Origin of the sequence: Bacillus sp. FJAT-45066 (assembly GCF_002335755.1) — a bacterium.
Lineage (GTDB): Bacteria > Bacillota > Bacilli > Bacillales > Bacillaceae_I > Bacillus_CD > Bacillus_CD alkalisoli.
Map to the genome: position 1 here is coordinate 2,278,250 of NZ_NISQ01000001.1, position 23,251 is coordinate 2,301,500.

Sequence of the window (23,251 nt, forward strand, 5' to 3'; positions counted from 1 at the left end):
TCATGTAATAACTCGAGTCCGGCTGATTAATCTACCTAAGTAAATAATTTTAAGTTGCGATATAAATAGAAATTAGCCACTCAATAATCAGTGGCTAAAGCTTGTTCAAACATAATTAATTTACACAATTTACAACTCATCCTAAAAAAGTCTAACATTCAATTTTTACTGGACTCATTTTTCACTAGCGTTTACTTTTTCCTTAGTAAATAATATTGTTTTTAACTCCATCAGGTTATCAATTACATAATCTGCCTGAGCGAGTTCTTCTTCTAGTGCAAAATCAAAATCACACCCTATTGCAATTAGTCCATTATCTTTAGCTGCATTTATATCAGAAAGTCGGTCACCAACTACTGCTGCATATTTAATATCGTACTTATTTATTATTGTCCTAACTAAATCTCCTTTATTGAGTGTTTCAATTTGTTGAATACTGAATGTTTCAGTAATCCAATCTTCTAAATGATAATAATTTACAATTGTTTGTAAATATGGAACCAGACCATTACTTGCTACAAAAATAGAAATATTGTTTTCTACTAAGTAATCAAAAATAGCTTTTACATTTGGGTAAAGGGCACCTTTACCGCTTTTTATATTTTCTATTAGTCTTTCTAGAAAATAAAGATCTGTTTGTTTTCTTACTTCAACAGAATGATTAGGGAGTAATGTTTCCCAAACTTTTGGTAAAGGTACACCCATGATTTCACGGTACTTTTCAATCGGCGTAACAGTATCCCACAAATCTAGTGAACGTAAGTATTTAAAAGTTTCATCAAGTGATAACTCTAAAATTTTATCTGTTTGAAACAATGTTCCGTCCATATCAAAAATCATTGATTGTAACATTGTTTTTCTCCTCCTATTAAAAGTTAAAAGATGTATAGGTTTAGCATTTTAGTCTATCATTGTTTTCTTTGATTTATTAAGATTTATAATGTTGTCTTTCTCATTTTATAGTTAAACTGTTCTTATCTTCACCGCTAATCTCTAGATAGTAAATACTTTTCAAAGAGGCTAGCATTGTTGATATTGGTGAACTGATAGTTATTTTTTCATTTACTCCTGTGTCTATAAGAACAGTTACTTTAAACTCGACTTCTTCATTCAACATGAAATTATTCTTATTAAATTCTAGTGATATACTATCTCCTTTTTTCACCTTTTCCTTCTTACTTGCATTCTCTATGTTTACAGAACCTCTATACGTATCATTTTGATTATAAGAAACTTCCAAACCTTGGAATTCAATATCAGATTTATTAATAAAGTTTATTATGAAAGTATTCTCATGAGGTATAGTGGTTTCTTGCGTATTACTACACCCTATTACTTGAATACACAGAAAGAAAATAAATAAATTTCCAAGTATTTGCTTCATATTTATTCCCCTTCCATTAAAAAATCTCCTTGATACCTAAGTTTACTTTTCAGGTCTGTATTCAAGAAGATCCCCAGGTTGACAATCCAATGCCTTACAAATAGCTTCTAACGTGGAAAGACGTATAGCCTTTGCTTTTCCATTCTTAAGGATAGAAAGATTTGCCATTGTAATCCCTACTCTTTCCGATAATTCTGTTACACTCATTTTTCTTTTTGCTAACATAACATCAATATTTATAATAATCGCCATTGTCTCACCTCAGACCGTCAGATCATTTTCTGTTTTAATATCTATGGCGCTCTTTAATAACTTTTGTAGAACAGCTGAGAAAACGGCAATAACATAAGATGCAAAGATAATCGTTAATCCAATAATTGCAATTCCAGGGTGTAAAGCATTTTGCAATAATAGATAAAGACTCCCCAATATATATAAGCTACTGATTACAGTTGCACATAGCTTTATATATTTTAACGACATAACAGCTCCTAACGAGAAAGCATTATTCTTTTCAATTAACTTTAAGAGTATTAAAGACTGATACAAAGCAAAGAAAAATGGAACCGACGTTGCATACAAACCAAGTAATACAGGATACTGTAAAAAAGCATACTCTGGGAACATTTCTGCTGTGTTTTTTGCTAAGTTTGGTAGCCAAAAGACACATAAACTAGCTACAGTAATTCCAATCAGAAAAACCGCTCCCTTTAAAAACATTGTTGTTCCTCGTTCCATATTCAAACACATCCCTTCCTATTCCATAATTTAACTATAATTTAATTTTTATTGTTTTACAATAAATTTTTATTATATTTTAATAATTTTTTTACTTCTCAAGCTAAATCCCCGTTTAAAAATCAATGATATATATATAAATAAAGTGAAGTTCGCATGGAACTTCACTCTTTTAAAAGTTTATTAAGACCTCTGGTTGTAAAGTAGCTGATGTAACCAAATACCTTCATTTTAAAAAACTGTAATTCTATTGAATTTCAGGCTTACCAGGCTACAATAATAAATATCCTTTTTTGACCAAAGATTAACTCTGGTTAGTTCAACATCTTTTTCAAATCGATTCTTGTATAGGTTTTTTCATAAGTAGTACCATCATCGTTATAAAAAATTGCTTTTTTTAAGTATTGGTCTGAAATAGATTCGTAACCGTGTCTTTTTATTAATTTTATCATTTCAGGATTTTCTACTGGATCAACACTTACAAATATTTGATGATACCCTAAGTCTCTTGCAATATTTTCTCTATACCTTATTAAACCTGATCCTATACCATTACAACGATATTCTTCTTTTACGTATAGATCACTTAATTTAGGGATTAACGTACCATTTAATTTAAGAACTCCGGACCCTAATAAACGTGCATTTTGTTCAGCGATTGCCAAATATGTTTCCTTTATCGCGAATTGCTTTAAATAATTTGTGAATAAATCTTTATTATTTCTAATGTTGCATAGACCCGATAAGTCATTTTCATTAGCCAATCTTATTATATATTTCATTTACACTCCCCGAATTCATTATTACCTCAATCAAACTAAGAACTATATATCTTTTGATGAAGTTCCTTCAAACTATCATTTATTAAATCTCTTAAACTACTCTTTTCGTTTATAAATCCGATTCTGAAATATAACGTCTTTAGGAAGTTAGCAATATTGAATTTTGTGCGAAAATATTTATTAGAAAACCCCTCATTATTAAAAATAAACTCAAGATCATGAAGAATTTGAAGTATCCATTGTTCGATTTTCTTATAATCCATTTTTTTCTCCATTAAGGCTTCTATAACAAAAATTAAGCGTTCTTCTTCATCATCAATATATGTCGCATCCTTATACAAACAATTATGTAATGTCTTAAGAACTTCCTTACAGTTTTTCTCTGTAAATTTAGGATGTCTTACTAGTGATACCAGTAAATCAGCTCCGTGTGCAACACTGTGAGCCCAACCTTTTTCTTCAACATAACCCCTTGTATCCTGTTCGTTCTCTAGGTATTTTACACTTCTATCAAATAATTTCTTGTAATCTTTATCGGATAACAAGCCTAGTTGTCTATCTTTCGATAAAAGCCCAGCAATGACTAAAGAAGAAAAAGAACGTGTAAATACAGAATCTGTGTTCTTTTCTCCAATTTTGTAGAACAAATGATTATCATCCAAACAGACTTCTAATAAATATTGGTATTGTTTGACTGTTAATACGTCTTCATTGATTACTCTAATAAATGTTGTATATATAAGTTCATCTCTGAATTCGGGATCAACAGAACCGATATTAACTACCATTTTGTCGAGCAAAAAATCTAAGTCTTCATTGCTCAAACACTTCAGATCTTTGTTTTTCAATTCAATAAGTTGTAATTTAAATTCCATTTTAATCACCTTTTACGAATAATATACTTTTAGCTACTCCAAAAATAAAATTCACTCTATTTTCTTAAGGTTTCTTAATTTGCCAATACTATTTTTTGGAGTTATATAAACGTAGTTTCTGTCACATCCTCTGACTTTGGTAGAGATTGAGTAACTGAATAAACATCCAAAAAACTCCAACTAAAAGTACTATTACGCCGCTAAATAGGATGACATAAACACTTCCTATTGAATAAATACTCTTCTCCTAAAATTAATGATCTAAGGAAAAACGGTGGCGGGAGAGGAATAGGTACATGTCTTCTCTCATTACAAGGTCTTTTGTTAAGTAGTTACGGATGAATGAAATGTCTGATTCGGCTTCACGTACTTCAAACATTCTTTCCCGACCAGATCCTGGCTGTACGCCTTCTTTCTTCATTTGTTCGGTTGGATTATCGTATCGTTCTTCGATGTCTTCGAAGATTTTCAGACCTAAATAATATGGATTGATGTTTGTTTTGTACGGTTGCACTAAGCCAGGGTTTAACTTTGCGTACTCAATGGCTTCGTCACTTGTTAGGTCCATTTCTCAATGATGCGTTAGTGCCAAATAGATGCCCAACCCTCGTTCTTCTAAGGATTTTCGTTGTCGGATACTGTATTAATGAATAAAGATCTTCACTTTCCAAAAATGAACACTCTTTGCCTCTTAATATCTTAACTGCTTCAACACACTTGGATCCTTAATCTTCTTATCGTCTGCAAGCATCAACACCTTAGACAGGATCTCCGCTGTTTTAGGATCTTCATCAAGGAATGGCAGGAAAAGCTTTCCTCTATGCTGCGAGTGAACTGGAAGGATGTTTAGGTTTCCACTCGCATGTTTATAGGCCATGGCACTACCTAAGTGGACGCCGTATTCACCGAGACTTCCTGATATCAACGCGAAGTTTCCTTCAATTCTTACATTGTTGATCTTCATGACTCGCGATGCTTCCTTTAAGATGGCTGCTCTCATTTCAATCGTTGTAAGGCTTGCTTCTGGGTCTACTCCACCAACATGGGCAACACTTACAACTAGGTCTACATCTCTCATGGTTTCAGAGAAGATAATCTTAGGAATTCTTGATAACTCTATGCTTTCATAGGTATTTCGATCAAAGAATTCCACTGATTCAAGTGTTGGACTTTCGACATCAGATGGTGTGAACCAATCTGCAATCGCATAAATTTTTGCAATGATGTTTTCCTTATGATAAACCTTTTGTAGTCCTTCTTCATAGTTTACTGTCCACATGCGATTTTTTAACAGGGCAACAGCTTTCTTTGGTTGAATCTGATGTCCTGCATATCGTCTTGACTCTGTTCCTGCAGATTCTTCGTCTACATTTAGACGGTATATTTCACGGAACACCTGCTTAAATGGCTGCTTAATCTGATGGTCAAATAGATAGCGTTGGTACTCACTCCAACTACCACTTTCATATAAATGTACCGGGTGAGCAAGTGTGATTGACTCATTCATCTGTAAACTATAACTTTTACCTGTTGGAGTTTGCAGTTCTTTTCCAGTAAAGAAGCCTAATTTGTCATCGGTTAGAAATACAAGTTTTTTTACAAGTGGGGCAACAACTGGATTATTCATCATTTTGACTAGCTCTTGTAAATTGAATGGTGTTTCTAGCAGCATTGAGCGTTCTAGTTCTACTTTTGCTCGGTTGAATTGCTCCTTCATTCCATCGTTTATTGCTTTTAGTTCTAAGATGTATTCATGCTTTTTATATTTGGTTGGAACGGATTTTAGCTCTTTGTTGTTTTTGATGACTTTGATGTCACCCTTCCCGTTCTCATCAATTACTAGCTGTACTTTCATGTCATCAATCTGAACCGGTTCAAGAACATGTATAACCTCTTCCAGTTTACGGGCTTCCATATCCCAGCTTAGTCTTGTTACATCCTTATACCCAGCATTTCTCGCAAGGTTAGCTAGTGCAATCTCTACAATCTTTGTTTCACTTGCACGTCGCTGTGCTCCGAACTGCCTACTTCCTTTTAAAAATTTCTGTATAAAATCGTAACGGTTCATCACATCATTTGTCATGTCCGAATCAATTGGAATCAAGCTATAACACAGTAAATGATCCTTGTTTCGCTTTGTTTCAACTGAAGATTTCATTTCCTCTAAGTTTAGTTTACCAAGCGTTGCGTCTGCAAAAAGTTGGGCCCGACGATGGTTGGCACCTGCTGAAATATATTTTGCACAATCATATAAAATGTTGAAACGATCCTCACCTAATTGTGCATATGCCTCTTTGAACCAATCAATATCAAAGGCACCATCATGGAATTCCTCCGGTGTGATTGGTGAATAATGAGCAACAATCGTTTCTTTCTCAGCAGAAAAAGATTCGTTCGTATGCGCATGGAAATACCAGGCCGCACTTTTCAGTCCATCCCACTTTAGGTAGGCTGCTACAATATCAAGCCACTGTGGAGCATACATTGCAGCTTCAAGTAAACGTTTGTCAGTTATTTTCTTTTCTAATACAAGCTGTGCAAGAAGGTCCTCGTTCTCGCCAACCTTCGGATGACAAACTTGAAGTAAGTGGCTCAATGATTCCTTCTTCGTTACATTCATATTGCCATAATAATAAAAATAGCCACGGACGAACGATTCCTTGTCGAGTCCTGATAAAAGTGTTATCAAATACTCCATACCTTCGTAATACATGATACCTGTTGCATGTGGAGTGACCTCAGTTGGGAGGTCGCCTCGCTTTAATTCTATATCAAAGATACGGGTAATCACCTTCTCTTTAATTGGCTCAAGGGAGGTGTGTTCTTTCGTTAAACCCTTCTTTGCGTTTGTTAAGTCTATAATATGATCTCTGCTATTCTCTCTTCCTAATAGCTCTTTTGTCAGTTCATTCTCGTCGATAAGCTCTAATTCATATGCTCTGCTTAGCTCTGTAAGGTCCGGTCCAAAGCTTTTGAAATTATTCATAGTGTATAACTTATATACTAGGTGAAAGTATATTCTGTATGAGTCATCATTATACACATTTGCCTTTGCCCAATCTAGCCAAGGGAATACTATAAGCTGATACATCTGGCGCTCTGACTTCCGCTTCTCTTCAGGAAGTGCTTTGATCATCGTATGAAGCATTCCAATAGCTGTTTTGAAAATGTCTTCCTTGTTTAAATCTTGGAAAAATGACGACACAATCTCGTTCATCTGCTCACAGTAAAGAATATCAGTTGTAAAGCTATAGAAGGCTTTTACCTTTTCTAACGGATAAATCTTATCAAGAAACCCCTTACGCCACTCATTCGGCTTCTTGTAGTCTTCCATTTCCCAATTGTTAATCTTTTTAAAGCGATAGCGATACACTAGGTCTAGATTGAACATTACATTAAGTTCGATAATCTCTTGTGTAGTAAGATTTTTAAAATATTCCTTCCAAACCTCTGCTAGTGGTAGATCATTGATCCCCTCCCGCTTATTCTGTACTTCGACTGTTCGACTTCGAGTTAGAGTTGCTCCAACTAAGTGCGTTTCCTTGTAGCCGTACCAATCAACTTCATATTCATACTCCCGATGCTCGTGAATTAACTCAGAAAGACCCTTAAGGATCCCTTGAATTTTTGTAAGGTCCATAGAAAATAAACTTTTGGCCTCAAATTCCGAAATATGGTCAGTTGGCATTTCGAATTGCTTTTCTGGATCAAATAGTCCAAACCCATTCTGTAAGCTATATTCCTGATTAGTTGATAGCCTATTGATCAATAACTTTTCTTTTTCAGTCGGCTCCTTGATAACCTTCCATTTTTCCTTCATCTTTACGAATTTTCCATGTGATTCTTCTTTTAACTCTGATATTATTTCAAGTCCGCCTACCCGTTGTAGTTCACTTTTGCTCGTTAAAAGTCGGTTTAAAGATTGTTCTAGTAAAGCGTTTTCTAGCTTTAATAAAAGCTTAATGGCACTTTGACGAAGATTTCCTGTTTTTAATTTTAAAATAGCTTCAATTTTGTTTATTTCGTCAGATACGAGTTTTAAATCTAGAATCCGTGTCATCGCTTTTTCGCGATTAGTCATGCTTTTATCAGACAAGCATGCAAAGATGTACTCTCGTTGAACAGGATTGGAATAATCTTTTGTAAAGCAATCCAATAGGTAGCCTCTTGTTTCTGAGTTATACAAGTCTTTTTTCTCTATGATTTGTGCAATAAGTTCTTGATCCATGTCATAGGCAGTCAGGTAAAGCATCTTCCTGACGATGGCGTCAGCAGAGAATACCACCTCTAAACCGCTGAACACTCTGGATTTGAACGTAATTTCTTTTTTGGGAGCAGAGTCCAGCATTTTTCTAAGAAGAATGAACTGGCGTATACGTTCAGACTTCTCTTCTAGTGTCGGAATCCGTTCAAACTGAATTTTATGGTCATACTGGTTGGTTTTACGGTTCCAATTCCATGAGAAGAAGCACTCGTAAGTATAGTTTGTGAGCAAAAAGACCTGCAGCTCTTGGTCAGTTTCCTCTAGATATTTGGAAGCAATCGTATACTTTAGCAAGTCGTTCTGACTCTGGGAGAGCATATATTGGGCGACAATCTTTTGATAGGTCTCTCCTTTATCCATAAGCATGTAGACATGGTGCTCAAGGTCCTCCTCCTCGATCACTGCACTTGCCCATAGGCTTGTGTACAACTTGTTCATGTCCTCACTATTTAGCCATTGCTTGCGAAGGTCAGGATTTGTTAGGCAGTCCTGGATGTATTGTAATATTTGCTTTACAACTCGCGATTGTTCCGCCTCAAGGGTTAGACCTGTCCACACGTCGATTGCTCTAATGACTGAACTATATCGGATTAGGTTGTTTTCAAGGATGACGTTTAGCAGGTGCGATGTTGCCCCAAGTGTACCTTCATCCATTGTCTCAACAATGCTCTGACGGAGCCCTTCTTGAAGCCTTGCTGCAACGAGGAGTTCCCCGATAATCGCGTACGCTTCCTCACGATGGCTAAGCAGCATTCCCTTAATCATCTCTCTTGTGAAAAGAGCTGTATTATTGTCGCCAAAGATGATTTCTTTAAGCGCATCTAGAACTTCGTTGTTTTCCTGATCTAACTCGTAGGCGATAATGTCACTGATTATCTGATTATTTAGGTCAAGGTGTTTGTTTGTTAAAATATCTATGATTGTTACACGGTGCTTGGCTAGATCATGAAGTAAAGCACACTTTTCGACAATCCTACTTAGGTGAACGGTAGTGTTTTTCGTACGGAACGGTCTCCGCTCGTAGCCTGTTGAGTAGGAATACTCTGTTGCGTGATTGATGATATATTGCATGACTGTAGCGTTGTAATCGCCAAGTAATTTGCGCGTTAAGTCTACTAGTCTGTTAAGCTTATTTTGATCGGTTTCAACTTGCTCGTTTAATGTTTTAATAAAGCGACGAATATGTCGGTCCTGGTTATAGTAATCGTCTTTCATGAACTTTAGGATATGTCTAGCCAGCAATTGATCGTTTTCATCTAGGGTCGCAATCTTTGCTTCAAACTCTATGAAATAATGATCATTTGACTCTATCGCCATTTTGAATCCTCCTTTTGAAAATACGAGCGGTTTTCTATTTCTGCTTTACCATATGAACTTGCCTATCTGGTTTGAGTTTAGTAAGACTACCACATTCGGCCCGTGAGCATTGTCAGACGTATGAACACAACCTCGGAGTCTTCTGGTACCACTAACGGGGTATCTAACTGCTCAGCTTCTTTATCATTTATGATCACTCGGTATAAGCCATCCTCAAAAGCTAGAATGGAGGTTTCAATTGCCTTGTTTAAATCGGCTAGACTTTCATTGTAAATTGTCTGAAATCCAACTTTTCCTACTTGGACTTGCTGCTCGATGTCTGTAGAGGAAAGGTAATTTACAATTCGTAATTCTGGATTACTAGCTTTCTCGTTGAACTGTTTGACGTTTTGTGTGACGACTTCGGTTATGAGCTCTCTCAATGAGGTTGGTTTGGCTTGGAGCTGATACGGTTGTTTTGTAATGAATTTTTTTCGTTTTGCTAAAGATTTTAGAGTTAGGTAAATGTTCATGGCTAGATTACCTCAGTATTTTTATAGTTTTAACATATTATAATATGGGTTGTATGTATATTAGAAGATTTATTCCGTTGCCTTAGCTAATTATTTTCTCTTATCAAAGACTGTGTCTTTACTTCAACAAAAACAGCCACTAACCCTGCTAGATTAGTGGCTGTTCTTCTATTATTAACGCTCCCGTTCACATAAAAAGAACTAGCATAATATTATTTAATAAAATCGAATATCTTAATATCTACTTCATCTATGTAACCAATCTGTTGCTTTAAGTCCCATAATTGTATTTCGGATGTCTCATTGTCTTTTTGAAATGGTTGGAGTTCTTCAAGATTACTTCAGATTTTGACAATGCATTATAAATTTGAATAGAAATTTCTATCTCAGTTTTGGAGACAACTCCTCATACTGTATAACACCACTGGCATATGAGTTTATTGCATATAATGTATCAAGAACTCTTTATCTATCCATTCAGAGAAATGAGTAAGTAATTGTGTTACTAATCTTTATACTAATAGCTAATTGTTTATAAATAAAAATAAGCCGCTAAAAAATATGCGGCTTTAAATAGTTATATAAACTTCCTCTGCACCGTCTTCCCATCATACGTAAACAACACATTCTTCGTTTCTATCACGGACTCCATATGAACTGGTCTACCCCATAGTTGATAGATGTAAGGTAAAACCTTTTCTAAATATTTCAGATCCAGTTCTACTCCTTCATACCAATGTTTCAAGTACAGTTCTCCTGCTTTCATGTAGTCTCCATCATTGACTGTGATATATGGGAAGCCACCGTTTACTCGCATGTTGATGAGTTGGTCACGGACTTGTGTCCATTGCTTGTCAACAATTTTGTAGTCTTTGCCTTGTTTTTGGAAAAGGTACATGTCTTCTCGCATCACCAGGTCTCTTGTTAAGTAATTACGGATGAAGGAAATGTCGGATTCTACTTCTCGTACTTCGAACATTCTCTCACGACCAGATCCAGGCTGTACGCCGTCTTTTTTCATTTGTTCCGTTGGATTGTCGTATCGTTCTTCGATGTCTTCGAAGATTTTTAGACCGAGATAATATGGGTTGATGCTTGTTTTGGACGGTTGCACAACACCTGCGTTTAACTTTGCGAACTCAATGGCTTCGTCGCTTGTTAGGTCCATTTCGCGAAGGATTCGCTGGTGCCAGTAGGAAGCCCAGCCTTCGTTCATGATTTTGGTTTCTAGTTGAGGCCAGAAGTAGAGCATTTCTTCTCGCATCATCGTTAAAATATCCCGTTGCCATTCTTCCAATTCACGGCTATATTGTTCAATAAATAATAAAATATCTTTTTCCGGTTGAGGTGGGAACTTCTTTTTTGTTTTTTTCGGTACAGCTTTTGGTTTGTTTCTGTCATCGAGTAACCACAAATCATCATAGGACGATTGTTTTTTCATTTCTGTTTCTTCCTCTTGGTCTTCTAAGCTCCACGCTAGTTTCGGTCTCACAAGGGATGGATCGATATGTTCTTGAATGGCTAACACTGCATCTAAAAAGGATTCTACTTCACGTTTTCCATGTTCCTGTTCATAATATTTCACACGCTCGGCGGTAGCTGCCATGCTTTCCACCATTTCTCGCTTCGTGTTTTGGAAACGACAGTTATTTTTAAAGAAGTCACAGTGTGCGAGAACATGTGCAACTATAAGTTTATTTTGAATGAGGGTATTCGTATCAAGTAAAAATGCGTAACAAGGATTGGAGTTAATAACGAGTTCGTATATTTTACTTAAACCTAAATCATAGTGAAGTTTCATTTTATTAAATTGTTTTCCAAAGCTCCAGTGGGAAAAGCGTGTTGGCATGCCATAAGCTCCAAAAGTATAAATAATATCAGCAGGGCAAATTTCGTAACGCATCGGGTAAAAGTCTAGCCCAAATCCTTTGGCAATCTCGGTTATCTCATCAATAGCATAAAAGAGTGCTTTTTCGTCCTCTTTTCTCAAAGTAACCCTCCCCTTTCCTCTTATCACAATGTATGAACAAGTGTGGAAGATGATGATTTTCTTCTTTGTTAAACTTTATAATAATGTAGGCTTGTTTGGTGATATACTTTTAATAAGGAATTGAGGTGCACATTGTGGAATACTTAATTTTTATTGTTATTGGTTTTTGTATCAGTATTTTATCTGGCTTTTTTGGAATTGGTGGAGGGTTTATTTTAACTCCTTTTTTAATGTTATTTGGATACAGCCCTTTAGAGGCAATTGCAACTAGTCTTATGTTTTCAATCGGAACTTCACTTGCTGGAGTTTACGCTCATTATAAAATGAAGAATATCCGTTGGAAGGAAGTTGCAATACTTGCTTCAAGTGGGGTTATAGCGACACAAGTTGCTTATCCTTTCGTAAAATGGCTAGAACATGTTGCATTAGATACGGTAGTTATTCCTGCTCTATATTTACTGCTATTAAGTTATTTTGCTTTTAAGATGTTAAGCAAAGAGAAGTCGTATGTTAGTATGGATGCACAGAATCAGGAGAAACAAGGTACACCAATCTTTTTACTAATTTGCATTGGTTTCTTTGCCGGATTTTTATCAACAGCCTTAGGAGTTGGCGGTGGATTTATTCTAGTACCATTACTTATTGCCTTCTTACGTTTTGAGTCGAAACACGCTGTTGCAACGAGTCTAGCTAGCATCATCTTTATCGTTTCAGCTGGATTTACGACCTTTGCGGTACAAAATCCAATGAACTTTAGTATTGGGATTTTACTTATAGCCGGTGCAGTTATCGGAGCACCACTCGGAGCAAAAGCCACTAGTTTCGTTAAGAGCCGTATGATTCAAGTATTACTTGGATTGCTCTATATTACGACGATGACGAGTTTAGTTTTTAAGATGGTAAATTGGGATGAGGCAGGGTTCATTGTATTAATCGTTTATACTCTAGCTGTAAATTCATTTGTCTTTATTAAATTCTTTCAAAGAAAAGCTGTTGTTTCCCATTAAAGAAGCCGATGACTTTTTTAGTCATCGGCTTCTTATTTATAATCCCATGTTAATTAAAAATACTGTTGCGATTCCAAAGTAAATAAATAGAGAAAGAATATCGTTTAATGTTGTAATTAGTGGACCAGAGGCAATCGCTGGGTCAATTTTTAACTTATAAAGAATAAGTGGAATGATTGTTCCTGCTAGTGTGCCAATGATCAATGTTATGAAAAGAGATAATCCAACGACTACACCTAACATTGGCTCATGTGGTTGCCACACAAAGGCTATGATGGAAATAAGTGCTCCACACACAACCCCTATTATTAGACCTACTCCTAATTCACGAAGAACAAGTCTCGTTACAATATCTTTATCAATTTCGCGTGTAATTAAACCACGTACAACAACTGCTAAAGATTGCGTACCAGTATTACCAGTCATCCCAGCAATCATCGGCATGAAATATGCTAGGGCAACAAATTGGCCTAAAGTTTCTTCAAATCCACTGATAATACTACCAGATATAAGTCCAATGAATAAAAGCAAAATTAGCCAAGGTAAGCGACGTCTTGCCGCTACAACTGCTTTTGTATCAAAGTCAATATCTTTACCGGAAGCAGATAGTTTTTCAATATCTTCCGTTGCTTCACGAATAACTACGTCTAGAACGTCATCGACTGTTACAATACCAGCCAAAGTGCCATCTTCTTCAATTACAGGTACAGCTAAAAAGTCGTATCTTTCAATGATCCGTGCCACTTCCTCTTGGTCTTGATCGACTGTAACTGAAATAACACGACTGAACATAATATCTTCAATTTTAGCTGTAATATCTGCTAAGATAAGGTCTCGATAAGAAACTACTCCAACTAATTGTTTTTCGTCATTAATAACATATAGGTAGTTAATCGTTTCAGCTAGCTCCGCATATGATTTTAACTTATTGACTACTTCTCTTACCGTATATGTTTTTGGAATCCAAACGAAACGATTGGTCATCATACGACCCGCTGTTTCTGGCTCGTACTTCATTAAGTCTTGAACGGCTGTAGATTCCGCTTTGTTCATTTTGGATAAGAATGCGTCTTTCATTTCTGGTTCTAATTCTTCAAAAAGCGAAGCAAGGTCATCATTATCCATTAAGTCCATTACTTTTGCGGACTTATCTACACCAATTTTTTGAAACAATTCTAGCTGATTATCTTGAGGTAATTCTTGTATAAGTGCAGTTAACTGATCTATTGTTAAATAAGTTAAAAAACGAGTGCGATGTTTGTCTGGCAGTTGTTGATAAATAATCGCTGTATCGTACGGTTGTAATTCCTCTATTATCTCTTGGAATTCTTTTCGTTTTGCTTCTTTCAAACATTTAATAATGTTGAGGATAATTTGATCTTCTGTCATGTTTTTTACCATTTCTCAACCCTCCCAAATCTGTCAGTAGAAGGGAAGTGTGAGAGCGTAGTTATTCATGTTGTCTGTAAGCTTAATCAGTTACCTATACTATCTAGGAAGAGCTGAACATGAAAACAGTAACGCTCTTCTACTCCATCTACTATATGTTTTGTCCTCGGACTAGGACCATTATCCATTTTCATAATCACCTCCGGGAAATATTTCAGAAATATTACAGGTGCCAGGCACTTGTAACACTCCAGTAAAAAACACCTTCATCGCTAAGTGGAATGAAGGTGTTAATAAACGTAAAGACGTAGAAGTACGTATACGAAATAAACTCCCCCATTCGTAGAGCTTTAGCACTGTGTGGCATAGGGTTACCCAGCTACATTAAAAACCACCTTATGTCGATAGTTTCTGTTGACCCATTGGCGTCTTTGGACGTTTCTGGGCAGTAGCGTATCTCCTACACAGGAGCCTCACCTAACGAAGGTTATCTAATTGTCACAACTACTACTCTACATGGGATAAAAACAGTTTGTCAATGGTTTTTGGGCCATTCTTTTCTTCCATTAAGAATCTTTTCTTTCCTTTAAAATTGTAAGCACTTTTATTGGTAATTTACAAAAAAGTGATTTGCTAAAGGAGCTACAGAGGCATTCCGCTTCATTCTATATTATTATATTTCCTCTACCCGAAAACCTCTCACGTGTAACCCATTACCTCTAACCTTCATCTTTAGTTTTTCTTTTATCTAAATATATTTTTTTTGCCTCCATTGCCAAAAACAATCCAACAGCTTTATTTCTGCCCCACTCTTCATCAAAAACTGTCGTTGGAGGACTATTATCTTTTACATAATAAGAAATTTCAGGTGTAAAAGCTGGCCTTTTAAATTCACGACTAAACCAGTCTGTATAACCACCTCCAACTGCATTCTCTTCTGGAGTATCAAGTTTATAACCTGTTATATCAGATATTTTTTCAGCTATCCTTCGATTGCGTTCTAGTTCGGTACCTTTTTCACGAAATTCCCAATACAATACTCTACCTGATGAATGATAAGATAAAGCAGCTAAAGGTTTTATTTTCCTTGTGAACTTTACTAATGACCTAACCTCTTCCGCTTCTAATGGTCTCTTACCTTTATACAATTGGTAATAAGGCTTACTAATAGAACCTTTAATATCTTTCCATCCAGCCGGGTATTGACGATTCAGATCAATACCAACCCCATTTGCTTTCCACCTAGTGAAATCATTCTTACCACCATTCATGATGATTAGTTGCTTTTGTTTTTTCTTAGAAAGTTGTTTGATGCCTTCTTGTTGGATGGAAATGCCATCAGGGTTTACCATTGGAACAAACCATATGGATACATGATCTAAAATATCTGTTGAATATCCTTTTATCGTAGCTTTTGACTTATATTTTTTTGCATACTCTTCTAACATTTTCATCGTTAATGTACTTGTTAACCATTCGCGACCATGATGACCTCCTAATATGATAATACTCTGGTGGCCATTGCCTAATTTTGTTGCATAAATCGGTTTCCCGAAATGACTTCTACCAATTACAACTGTGACAAGCTCGTTGTTATATCGCTTATTTAATTTTATTAAGTCTGTTTGCATTCTTTCAAACGTATATATTTGAAGAGGGTTTACAATTTCTTTTTCAAATCCAGAACATAGTAACACCATAATTATCAAGCATAACTTTAATTTCATTTTCTTCTTCATACCGTAAGTTTTCCCTAACTATTTCAAAAAATGACTTGGAGAATTGACCAACATTTACAACGAACTATTTAGTGAAAATGGCGCAAAATATTTTTAACTCCTTCACAGAGGAGGCAATACGATGAACACTATTGACTATGATCGCGCTTTATATTACACACATCGATCGCAATGGGATAACCTATTGATTTTGATGGTTCGTACAAAAGATGATTTTCTATCTAAGCATATTGAACAATTTTTACATTCGTACAACTTCTCCAAAGACTACCAGGTCATTGAGCGAAACTTATACCAGTTGCTACGCTATATTGACCATGCAATACAGATTAACTTGCCAAACCATGAGGAAACACATCAGGAGTACGTTAGTTTACAATAAGAAAAATTAGAGAAGGCTTTTGCGCCTTCTCTTTTTTACGTTACCTAAACATTAAAAAGCACCTGACAACATAAGTGCCAGGCGTTCTTAATTCCCTTTTTAAAACTGCTGATACACCTTGGCATACATTAATAACTCCTCCATTAACCCTTCAACTAAGTGTTGACTGTCTTCTTTAATGGTATAAGCTTCTCTGTCAAAGCAATGTGGGTCTAACACGAGTTGTTTTGGAATAACATTTGCATATACCCCTCTACCAACTGTACGCATATTGTTTAGAGCGTTTATTCCACCTTTTCCTCCACCAGCAACTGCTAGTAACGCTACTGGCTTATGTTTGAATTGGTCGCTTCCTAAAAAGTCTAAAGCATTTTTTAATGCACCGCTCATTCCACTATGGTACTCAGGGGATGCCATAACAACTGCATCTGCTTCTTTAATTGTTTTACGAAGTGATAAAATATTTCCCAACACATTTTGATACTCTTCACCATTATATAAAGGAATACTTTCTTCACTTAAATCGATAACTTTTGCTCTGAATTTTTCTTTTATAAAGGTTGTTGCTATTCTCGTTCTCCCTGATTTTCTAGGACTTCCATTTATCACTACAATATTCATCAAAACCACTCCTTTTATTGTTAATTATAGTTTACATTTTTTGTTGTCCTTTTAAATCGTAGGAATGGTGTGAATTTTTCTCATTCTATAGTCTTAGATTTTTTGTTTTACTGCAAATAAAGCTGCTTGTGTGCGGTCTGCGCATTCTAGTTTAGACAGGATGTTGGAAACATGGGTTTTAACTGTCTTTTCCGTAATGTAAAGGGAAGCAGCTATCTCTTTATTGCTTTTTCCTTTCGCAATTTCCTTTAACACTTCCAGTTCACGTTTCGTCAACTCTTTCAATCGTTCTGCTTCTTCATCATTTCCGCTAGTTAAATGGTTCATGACATGAGATGTAACTTGAGGGTGGAGCTGACTTTTCCCTTCAAAAACGGCTTGAATTGATTTACTCAGCTCGTCAGGCTCAATATCCTTTAACTGATAACCTACAGCACCAGCTTTAATTGCGGGTATAACGTGGTCTTGATCGGCAAAGCTTGTTAAAATCAATATTTTTATTTTCGGGAATTTTGCAACGATTTGTTTAGTAGCCTCTACTCCGTCTAATACCGGCATCACTAAATCCATCAAGATGACATCTGGTTGTAGTTGAGATGCTAATTGAACGGCTTCTAATCCATTTGTTGCTTCCCCAACTACTTCTATGTTTTTTTGCGTCTTTAGGAAAAATAAGAGACCTCTTCTGACTACATGATGATCATCCGCAATAAGTACTTTAATCATTTTAAACTCTCTCCTTTAAAAGGAATTTCTACATGTATCGTTGTTCCAGCTCCGATTGAGCTTTTAATTTCCAAAGTGCCAGAAAGAGAAGCTACTCTTTCTTTCATACTAGATAGTCCAAGTGAAGGTAATTGTTTTGCTACCTCATAATCAAAGCCGATTCCGTTGTCCTTGATTATAATTAACACTTTATCCTCAAACTTTTCTATATTTATATAAACGTTCTTAGAACTAGCGTATTTTTTACAATTGTTTAACGCTTCTTGACCTATGCGCCAAATACATTCTTCCATATCATTTGGAAGTTCTTTTGTACCTTTCACATCAGCTTCAACTTGTAAATTTAGCACTTTTCCATAATTCAAAAGTGCACTAACTAGACCATTTTCTAATCCTTGCGGACGAAGTTGCCAAATTAATGCTCTCATTTCTTGAAGTGCTTCTTGTGACAGTTCTTGCATGTATTCTAACATTTGCTTTATTTCAGGGTCATCGGTCATTTCTTTTGTTCCACGAACTGTTAGCATGAGAGAAAATAGCAGTTGGTTAACGGAATCGTGTAAGTCTCTCGCTAGCCTATTTCTTTCAGCAACTACAGACATTGCTTGCTCTTGCTCAGACAATTTTAACCGTTTAATGGCTGTTCCTATCTGAAAAGAAACAGATTCTAATAAGGCTAACTCTTTTTCTGTGAACTCCTTCTTATTAGGAGAAGCCACATTTAATAAACCAAATTTCTCATCACCTGCCATAATAGGTACGGTTGCATGGTGAGAAATATTGTTCGTGTCTCCCCAGTTGAATTTCACAGCGTCCTCCAATCGCTTACATCCAAATATATTAGAGGCTTTTTTTAGCCTGCCATCATTGTATTGATTCACACACCAGCACTCACCAACACACATGGGCTCTTTGTTATCTTTACTAAGTCCCTCAGGCAGTTCATAACTCGCAGCAAGTTCATATTTACCTTTATCGTCAATAAGAAAAATCCAGCCAGTCTTTAAGTCGATTGCATCAAGTAACTTTTCTAGCACTTCATGCAACATACAAGTCATTTCCGTACCTTTATTTAACGCTTCTGCAATTGCCTTTATCGCAAGTAACTCTCTAATTTGCTGACTACCTTCTGAAGCCAAGCAGATCTCCCCTTTGTTAAAATCTTCTTTTTTACCATTATACCAAGCTAAAGCAGAAAGTTCGTTAGTATAAAGTCGACAAGTTTTCTACGACTTTAGATGTATAAAGGTGCCAGGCACCTGTTAATTTTTTCCTAATATAAAAAACCAGTAGCGACAACTTTTGGTTGTGTTTACTGGTTTATCTCGTTTTATATATTTAATTATGCAGTCACTAAACTATTTACAGTCTCCATAAAGTCTGAAGAGATTTCTTCTAGTTTATTTTGACTTGCTTCTAATGAGTCTGATTTAATACCGAAGTAAAATTTTACTTTCGGTTCTGTACCGGATGGGCGTACGCAAACCCATGATCCGTCTTCTAGGAAATATTTTATTACGTTTGACTTCGGTAAATGAATGGCTTCTTTTGTACCTGTAGAAACGGTAACTTTCTCTTGTTTCACATAGTCTTCTGTAACTTCCACTTTCAAACCTGCAATTTCCTTTGGTGGATCGTTGCGGAAACTTTGTAGTAACCCAGCAATTTGCTCAGCCCCGTCTTTTCCTTTTAACGTTAAAGAGTTTAAGCCTTCCACATAATATCCATATTGCTCATATAAGCTTAACAATGCTTCATACATTGTTTTTCCTTGCTTTTTATAAAATGCACAAATTTCAACAGCCATAACAGCAGCTTGAACAGCATCTTTATCACGAGCAAAATCAGCAATTAACGAACCGTAGCTTTCTTCATAGCCGAATAGGAAGGAATACTGGCCAGTTTGTTCGTATTCTTTAATCTTTTCCCCAATAAATTTAAATCCTGTTAATGTATCAACTGTTGCCACACCAAAGCTGTCCGCAATAACACGACCAAATTCAGACGTCACGATTGTTTTCAACACAACGCCATTGGAAGGTAATTGGCCTAGTGCTTTCTTTTCTGCTAATAAATAATATAAGAAAAGGGCTCCTGTTTGGTTACCAGTTAAAATTTCGTATTCGCCTTCTTTATTTTTCACAGCAATTCCTAATCGATCGGCATCTGGGTCTGTCGCAATTAATATATCTGCATCCATCGCCTTGCCGTCACGGATAGCTAATTCAAAAGCAGCTGCTTCTTCTGGATTTGGATAAGCAACAGTTGAAAAGTTAGGATCTGGCTTTTCTTGCTCTGCTACAACCGAAACATTTGTATAACCAAGTGCCGCCAAACCATCACGCACAGGGTGATTCGCTGTACCGTGTAATGGTGTAAATACAACTTTTACATCGTTACCAATTTCTTCAGCTAATTCAGGGTGAACCGAAATCGTCACTAACTGATCCAAGTAAGCTTCATCCACTTCATTAGAAATCATTTTGATTAAGCCTTTTTCCGTTAATTCCTCTTCTGAAGCAACCTGGATTAACAGTTCATTTTCCACTTTTTCTACTTCATCAATCACTTTATCTGCTTCTGCAGGTGGTAACTGACCACCATCTGGACCATACACTTTATAGCCATTATATTCAGGTGGATTATGACTTGCTGTGACTACAATACCTGAGAACGCATTTAAATGTCTAACCGCAAACGATAACACAGGTGTTGGTCTTAAACTTTCAAATACATATGTTTGAATACCATGGCTAGCAAGTGTTTTTGCTGCTTCCATGGAAAATTCAGGCGATTTGTGACGGCAATCATAAGCAATTGCAACCCCACGCTTCATCGCTTCTTCTCCGAAAGATTTTATGTATTGAGCCAGACCTTCTGAAGCTTTTCTAACAGTATATATATTCATACGGTTCGTACCAGCACCAATTTCACCGCGCATGCCACCCGTACCAAATTCTAAATTTTTATAAAAAGCGTCTTCTTTCGCTTTATCATCAGCAATTTTTGCTAATAGTTGCTTCATTTCTGCATCTAGGTTTGTATTACTTTCCCAAAGTTCATACTTGTCCAACCAATTCATCTGTCTATTCCTCCCTTGGTTTCCGATAAGGTAAAACATTCGCTGTTGCGAAGAAATGTCCTTCATTATGACGGATTATTTTGTTATTATACTATAAATCGAAGTATATGAAATAGTGGAAAAAATGGATGGGACAAAACTATGTGTGGGACTGAGATAATGATTGTAGGAAACCTCTCCACCATCATTTTTGCCTTTTTCTTTGCTGAAAATGATTGTGAGAGACCTCTCCATCTTCATTTTTGCCTCTTTCTTTTCCGAAAATGATTGTGGGAGACCTCTCCATCTTCATTTTTGCCTTCTTCTTTTCCGAAAATGATTGTGGGAGACCTCTCCATCTTCATTTTTGCCTTTTTCTTTTCCGAAAATGATTGTGGGAGACCTCTCCATCTTCATTTTTGCCTTCTTCTTTTCCGAAAATGATTGTGGGAGACTTCTCCATCTTCATTTTTGCCTTTTTCTTTTCCGAAAATGATTGTGAGAGACCTCTCCATCTTCATTTTTGCCTACTTCTTTTCCGAAAATGATTGTGGGAGACTTCTCCATCTTCATTTTTGCCTTTTTCTTTGCTGAAAATGATTGTGAGAGGTAGGTAATTTAACAATCTTTTGTACCAGCCTCTTACTAATCGTTATCCTATTCTCTTATTATTTTCAACTTGCTCATCTTCATCGATAGCCGAAGTAGCTTGATAAATGAAAAATTCTAATTCATTACGGTATTTGTCTAACTGTTCTTGACTCCACTTTAATTCTTTTGCCATTAGCTCCGACACTTTCACTTTCCATTGTTGTGTCCATTGCATGTTGAATAGAAGAGCCCCTGTTCTTCTCGTAAAGAAATCATTTGGCGTGACAACCATTTCGTGTTTTATTCCGTACATAACTTGCGCGTACACATCTAACTGCAAACCTATTTTCGTAGCGTCCTCTCTATGCTTCTCTACGTACTTGAACACATGATCAATATTAGACCCATATAGTTTAACAAGTTTTTGTGATTGTTCATATGCCAAGCCCCGTTTTACACCGACTTTTATTTTCTCTTCTACAAATGATTTTAGGTTTTTGGAGCCACCTACATCCCCACCTGAAATAGGTAAATTCTTCGTTTGACACGTTCCGAAGTTGCCACTTCCTTCTTTCTTAAACTTTTTGTTTATCAAGTCAACTACCATTTCGGCCATTTTCCGATATCCGGTTAATTTTCCGCCTGCAATTGTTATTAATCCTGATTCTGATTCCCAAATTTCATCTTTACGGGAAATTTCAGAAGCAGACTTTCCTGTTTCATAAATTAATGGTCTTAAACCAGCCCAGCTTGATTCGATGTTTTGCTCGTTAATACGTAACGAAGGAAACATAAAGTTTATTGCATTTACCACATATTCTTTATCCGATTTCGTCAGTCGAGGATGTACCATATCTTCCTTATAAACCGTATCAGTTGTACCTACATATGTTTTACCATCACGCGGTATGGCAAATACCATTCTTTTATCTGGTGTATCAAAATATATCGCTTGTTTCAGTGGGAAATCACGTTGATCAAACACAAGGTGTATTCCTTTTGTTAATTGCAAGTGCTTTCCTTTCTTTGACTTATCCATCTCACGCAGCGTATCTACCCAAGGACCTGTGGCATTTACTACTTTTTTTGCAAAAATATCAAAAGCTTTATTCGTTAATTGATCTACTACTGTAACACCAACAACCTTACCTTTTTCATATAATAGCCTTTCTGCCTTCGCATAGTTCGCCGCCAATGCCCCTTTATGAACTGCCTGCTTCATTACTTCAATGGTTAACCTTGCATCATCTGTTCGGTATTCAACATAAAAGCCGCCCCCTTTTAATCCTTCCTCGCGTAAGAGTGGCTCTTTTTCATACGTTTCTTTCGCATTTAGCATGCTACGACGTTCTCCTTTTTTCACTCCAGCAAGAAAATCATAAACTTTCAAACCAAGAGAAGTAGAGAACTTTCCAAACGTACCACCTTTTTGAATAGGGAGTAGCATCCATTCTGGTGTTGTTACGTGTGGTCCATTTTCGTATACAATCGCTCGTTCTTTCCCTACTTCTGCAACCATTTTCACTTCTAATTGTTTTAAATAACGCAACCCACCATGAACTAACTTTGTCGATCGGCTAGAAGTACCTGCCGCAAAATCTTGCATTTCAACTAACCCTGTCTTCATTCCTCTCGTTGTTGCATCAAGTGCAATTCCGCACCCAGTAATACCTCCCCCAATAATTAGGACATCCAACCGTTCCTTTGCCATATAAGCTAATTGTTCGACTCTATTCAAGCTTGAAAATTTCATGCAAAATTCTCCCCCAACCTACTATATATAAAAAGACCACAACAAACACACAAGCAATATACTTGTATATTTTGTTTGGTCTCTTCAAAGAACGAACAATATCTTTCACTAGAATTATAT

General features: G+C 36.2%; 18 protein-coding genes, 1 pseudogene and 1 riboswitch. Of the genes and pseudogenes, 2 read left to right on the top strand and 17 right to left on the bottom strand.

Annotation, left to right across the window (positions count from 1 at the left end; translation table 11 throughout):
- Positions 1-174 precede the first annotated feature (174 nt).
- The 10 genes and pseudogenes from CDZ92_RS11600 to CDZ92_RS11650 all read right to left on the bottom strand — a co-directional run bounded on the left by CDZ92_RS11600 (position 175) and on the right by CDZ92_RS11650 (position 11,862).
- Positions 175-852: an HAD hydrolase-like protein gene (locus CDZ92_RS11600; protein WP_096155397.1), complete on the bottom strand. Its 678-nt coding sequence runs from the start codon at positions 850-852 to the stop codon at positions 175-177.
- Between the two features lie 100 nt (positions 853-952).
- Positions 953-1,384 carry a hypothetical protein gene (locus CDZ92_RS11605; RefSeq protein ID WP_096155398.1) on the bottom strand — a complete coding sequence of 144 codons (432 nt, stop codon included), beginning with the start codon at positions 1,382-1,384 and terminating at the stop codon, positions 953-955.
- A 42-nt stretch (positions 1,385-1,426) separates the two neighbouring features.
- Entirely contained in the window at positions 1,427-1,636 is a 210-nt protein-coding gene (locus tag CDZ92_RS11610) for a helix-turn-helix domain-containing protein (RefSeq protein WP_096155399.1), read from the bottom strand.
- 9 nt (positions 1,637-1,645) lie between these two features.
- The gene (locus CDZ92_RS11615; RefSeq protein ID WP_096156986.1) at positions 1,646-2,122 is read right to left on the bottom strand and encodes a DUF2975 domain-containing protein; all 477 of its coding nucleotides are present in this window, start codon (positions 2,120-2,122) and stop codon (positions 1,646-1,648) included.
- A 314-nt stretch (positions 2,123-2,436) separates the two neighbouring features.
- Positions 2,437-2,904, bottom strand: coding sequence for a GNAT family N-acetyltransferase (locus CDZ92_RS11620; RefSeq protein ID WP_096155400.1), 468 nt, complete (start codon positions 2,902-2,904; stop codon positions 2,437-2,439).
- A 35-nt stretch (positions 2,905-2,939) separates the two neighbouring features.
- The gene (locus tag CDZ92_RS11625; protein WP_096155401.1) at positions 2,940-3,779 is read right to left on the bottom strand and encodes a DUF2785 domain-containing protein; all 840 of its coding nucleotides are present in this window, start codon (positions 3,777-3,779) and stop codon (positions 2,940-2,942) included.
- Positions 3,780-4,050: 271 nt separating this feature from the next.
- A pseudogene (locus CDZ92_RS11630) lies at positions 4,051-4,391 on the bottom strand (SpoVR family protein); the annotation flags it as partial.
- Between the two features lie 79 nt (positions 4,392-4,470).
- Entirely contained in the window at positions 4,471-9,360 is a 4,890-nt protein-coding gene (locus tag CDZ92_RS11635) for a DUF4132 domain-containing protein (RefSeq protein WP_096155402.1), read from the bottom strand.
- Between the two features lie 86 nt (positions 9,361-9,446).
- A complete protein-coding gene (locus CDZ92_RS11640) occupies positions 9,447-9,872 on the bottom strand; it encodes a hypothetical protein (protein WP_096155403.1) in 426 nt (141 codons plus the stop codon).
- A 577-nt stretch (positions 9,873-10,449) separates the two neighbouring features.
- On the bottom strand, positions 10,450-11,862 hold the full coding sequence (locus CDZ92_RS11650; protein ID WP_096155404.1) for a SpoVR family protein: 1,413 nt from the start codon (positions 11,860-11,862) through the stop codon (positions 10,450-10,452).
- Positions 11,863-11,996: 134 nt separating this feature from the next.
- Here CDZ92_RS11650 and CDZ92_RS11655 point away from each other — a divergent pair, with 134 nt between their 5' ends.
- Complete coding sequence (locus tag CDZ92_RS11655; protein ID WP_096155405.1) at positions 11,997-12,869, top strand: sulfite exporter TauE/SafE family protein; 873 nt, start codon at positions 11,997-11,999, stop codon at positions 12,867-12,869.
- Positions 12,870-12,905: 36 nt separating this feature from the next.
- On the opposite strand, the gene mgtE is transcribed toward CDZ92_RS11655, so the two are convergent.
- A complete protein-coding gene (gene mgtE, locus CDZ92_RS11660) occupies positions 12,906-14,270 on the bottom strand; it encodes a magnesium transporter (RefSeq protein ID WP_096155406.1) in 1,365 nt (454 codons plus the stop codon).
- A 316-nt stretch (positions 14,271-14,586) separates the two neighbouring features.
- A riboswitch (M-box (ykoK) riboswitch) is annotated at positions 14,587-14,750 on the bottom strand.
- 227 nt (positions 14,751-14,977) lie between these two features.
- Positions 14,978-15,997, bottom strand: coding sequence for a M14 family zinc carboxypeptidase (locus tag CDZ92_RS11665; RefSeq protein WP_096155407.1), 1,020 nt, complete (start codon positions 15,995-15,997; stop codon positions 14,978-14,980).
- 121 nt (positions 15,998-16,118) lie between these two features.
- Between CDZ92_RS11665 and CDZ92_RS11670 the strand changes: the two genes are divergently transcribed.
- Positions 16,119-16,379, top strand: coding sequence for a YhdB family protein (locus tag CDZ92_RS11670; RefSeq protein ID WP_096155408.1), 261 nt, complete (start codon positions 16,119-16,121; stop codon positions 16,377-16,379).
- A gap of 99 nt (positions 16,380-16,478) precedes the next feature.
- On the opposite strand, the gene CDZ92_RS11675 is transcribed toward CDZ92_RS11670, so the two are convergent.
- From CDZ92_RS11675 to CDZ92_RS11695, 5 genes are all read right to left on the bottom strand, one after another.
- On the bottom strand, positions 16,479-17,000 hold the full coding sequence (locus tag CDZ92_RS11675) for an NADPH-dependent FMN reductase (RefSeq protein ID WP_096155409.1): 522 nt from the start codon (positions 16,998-17,000) through the stop codon (positions 16,479-16,481).
- A gap of 93 nt (positions 17,001-17,093) precedes the next feature.
- On the bottom strand, positions 17,094-17,726 hold the full coding sequence (locus CDZ92_RS11680) for a response regulator (protein WP_096155410.1): 633 nt from the start codon (positions 17,724-17,726) through the stop codon (positions 17,094-17,096).
- Positions 17,723-18,865: a GAF domain-containing sensor histidine kinase gene (locus CDZ92_RS11685; protein ID WP_303621591.1), complete on the bottom strand. Its 1,143-nt coding sequence runs from the start codon at positions 18,863-18,865 to the stop codon at positions 17,723-17,725. The genes CDZ92_RS11680 and CDZ92_RS11685 overlap by 4 nt, the downstream gene beginning before the upstream one ends.
- 203 nt (positions 18,866-19,068) lie before the next feature.
- Positions 19,069-20,808: a phospho-sugar mutase gene (locus CDZ92_RS11690; RefSeq protein ID WP_096155411.1), complete on the bottom strand. Its 1,740-nt coding sequence runs from the start codon at positions 20,806-20,808 to the stop codon at positions 19,069-19,071.
- Between the two features lie 631 nt (positions 20,809-21,439).
- Positions 21,440-23,131, bottom strand: a complete 1,692-nt coding sequence (locus tag CDZ92_RS11695; protein WP_096155412.1) for a glycerol-3-phosphate dehydrogenase/oxidase — start codon at positions 23,129-23,131, stop codon at positions 21,440-21,442.
- Positions 23,132-23,251: the final 120 nt, after the last annotated feature.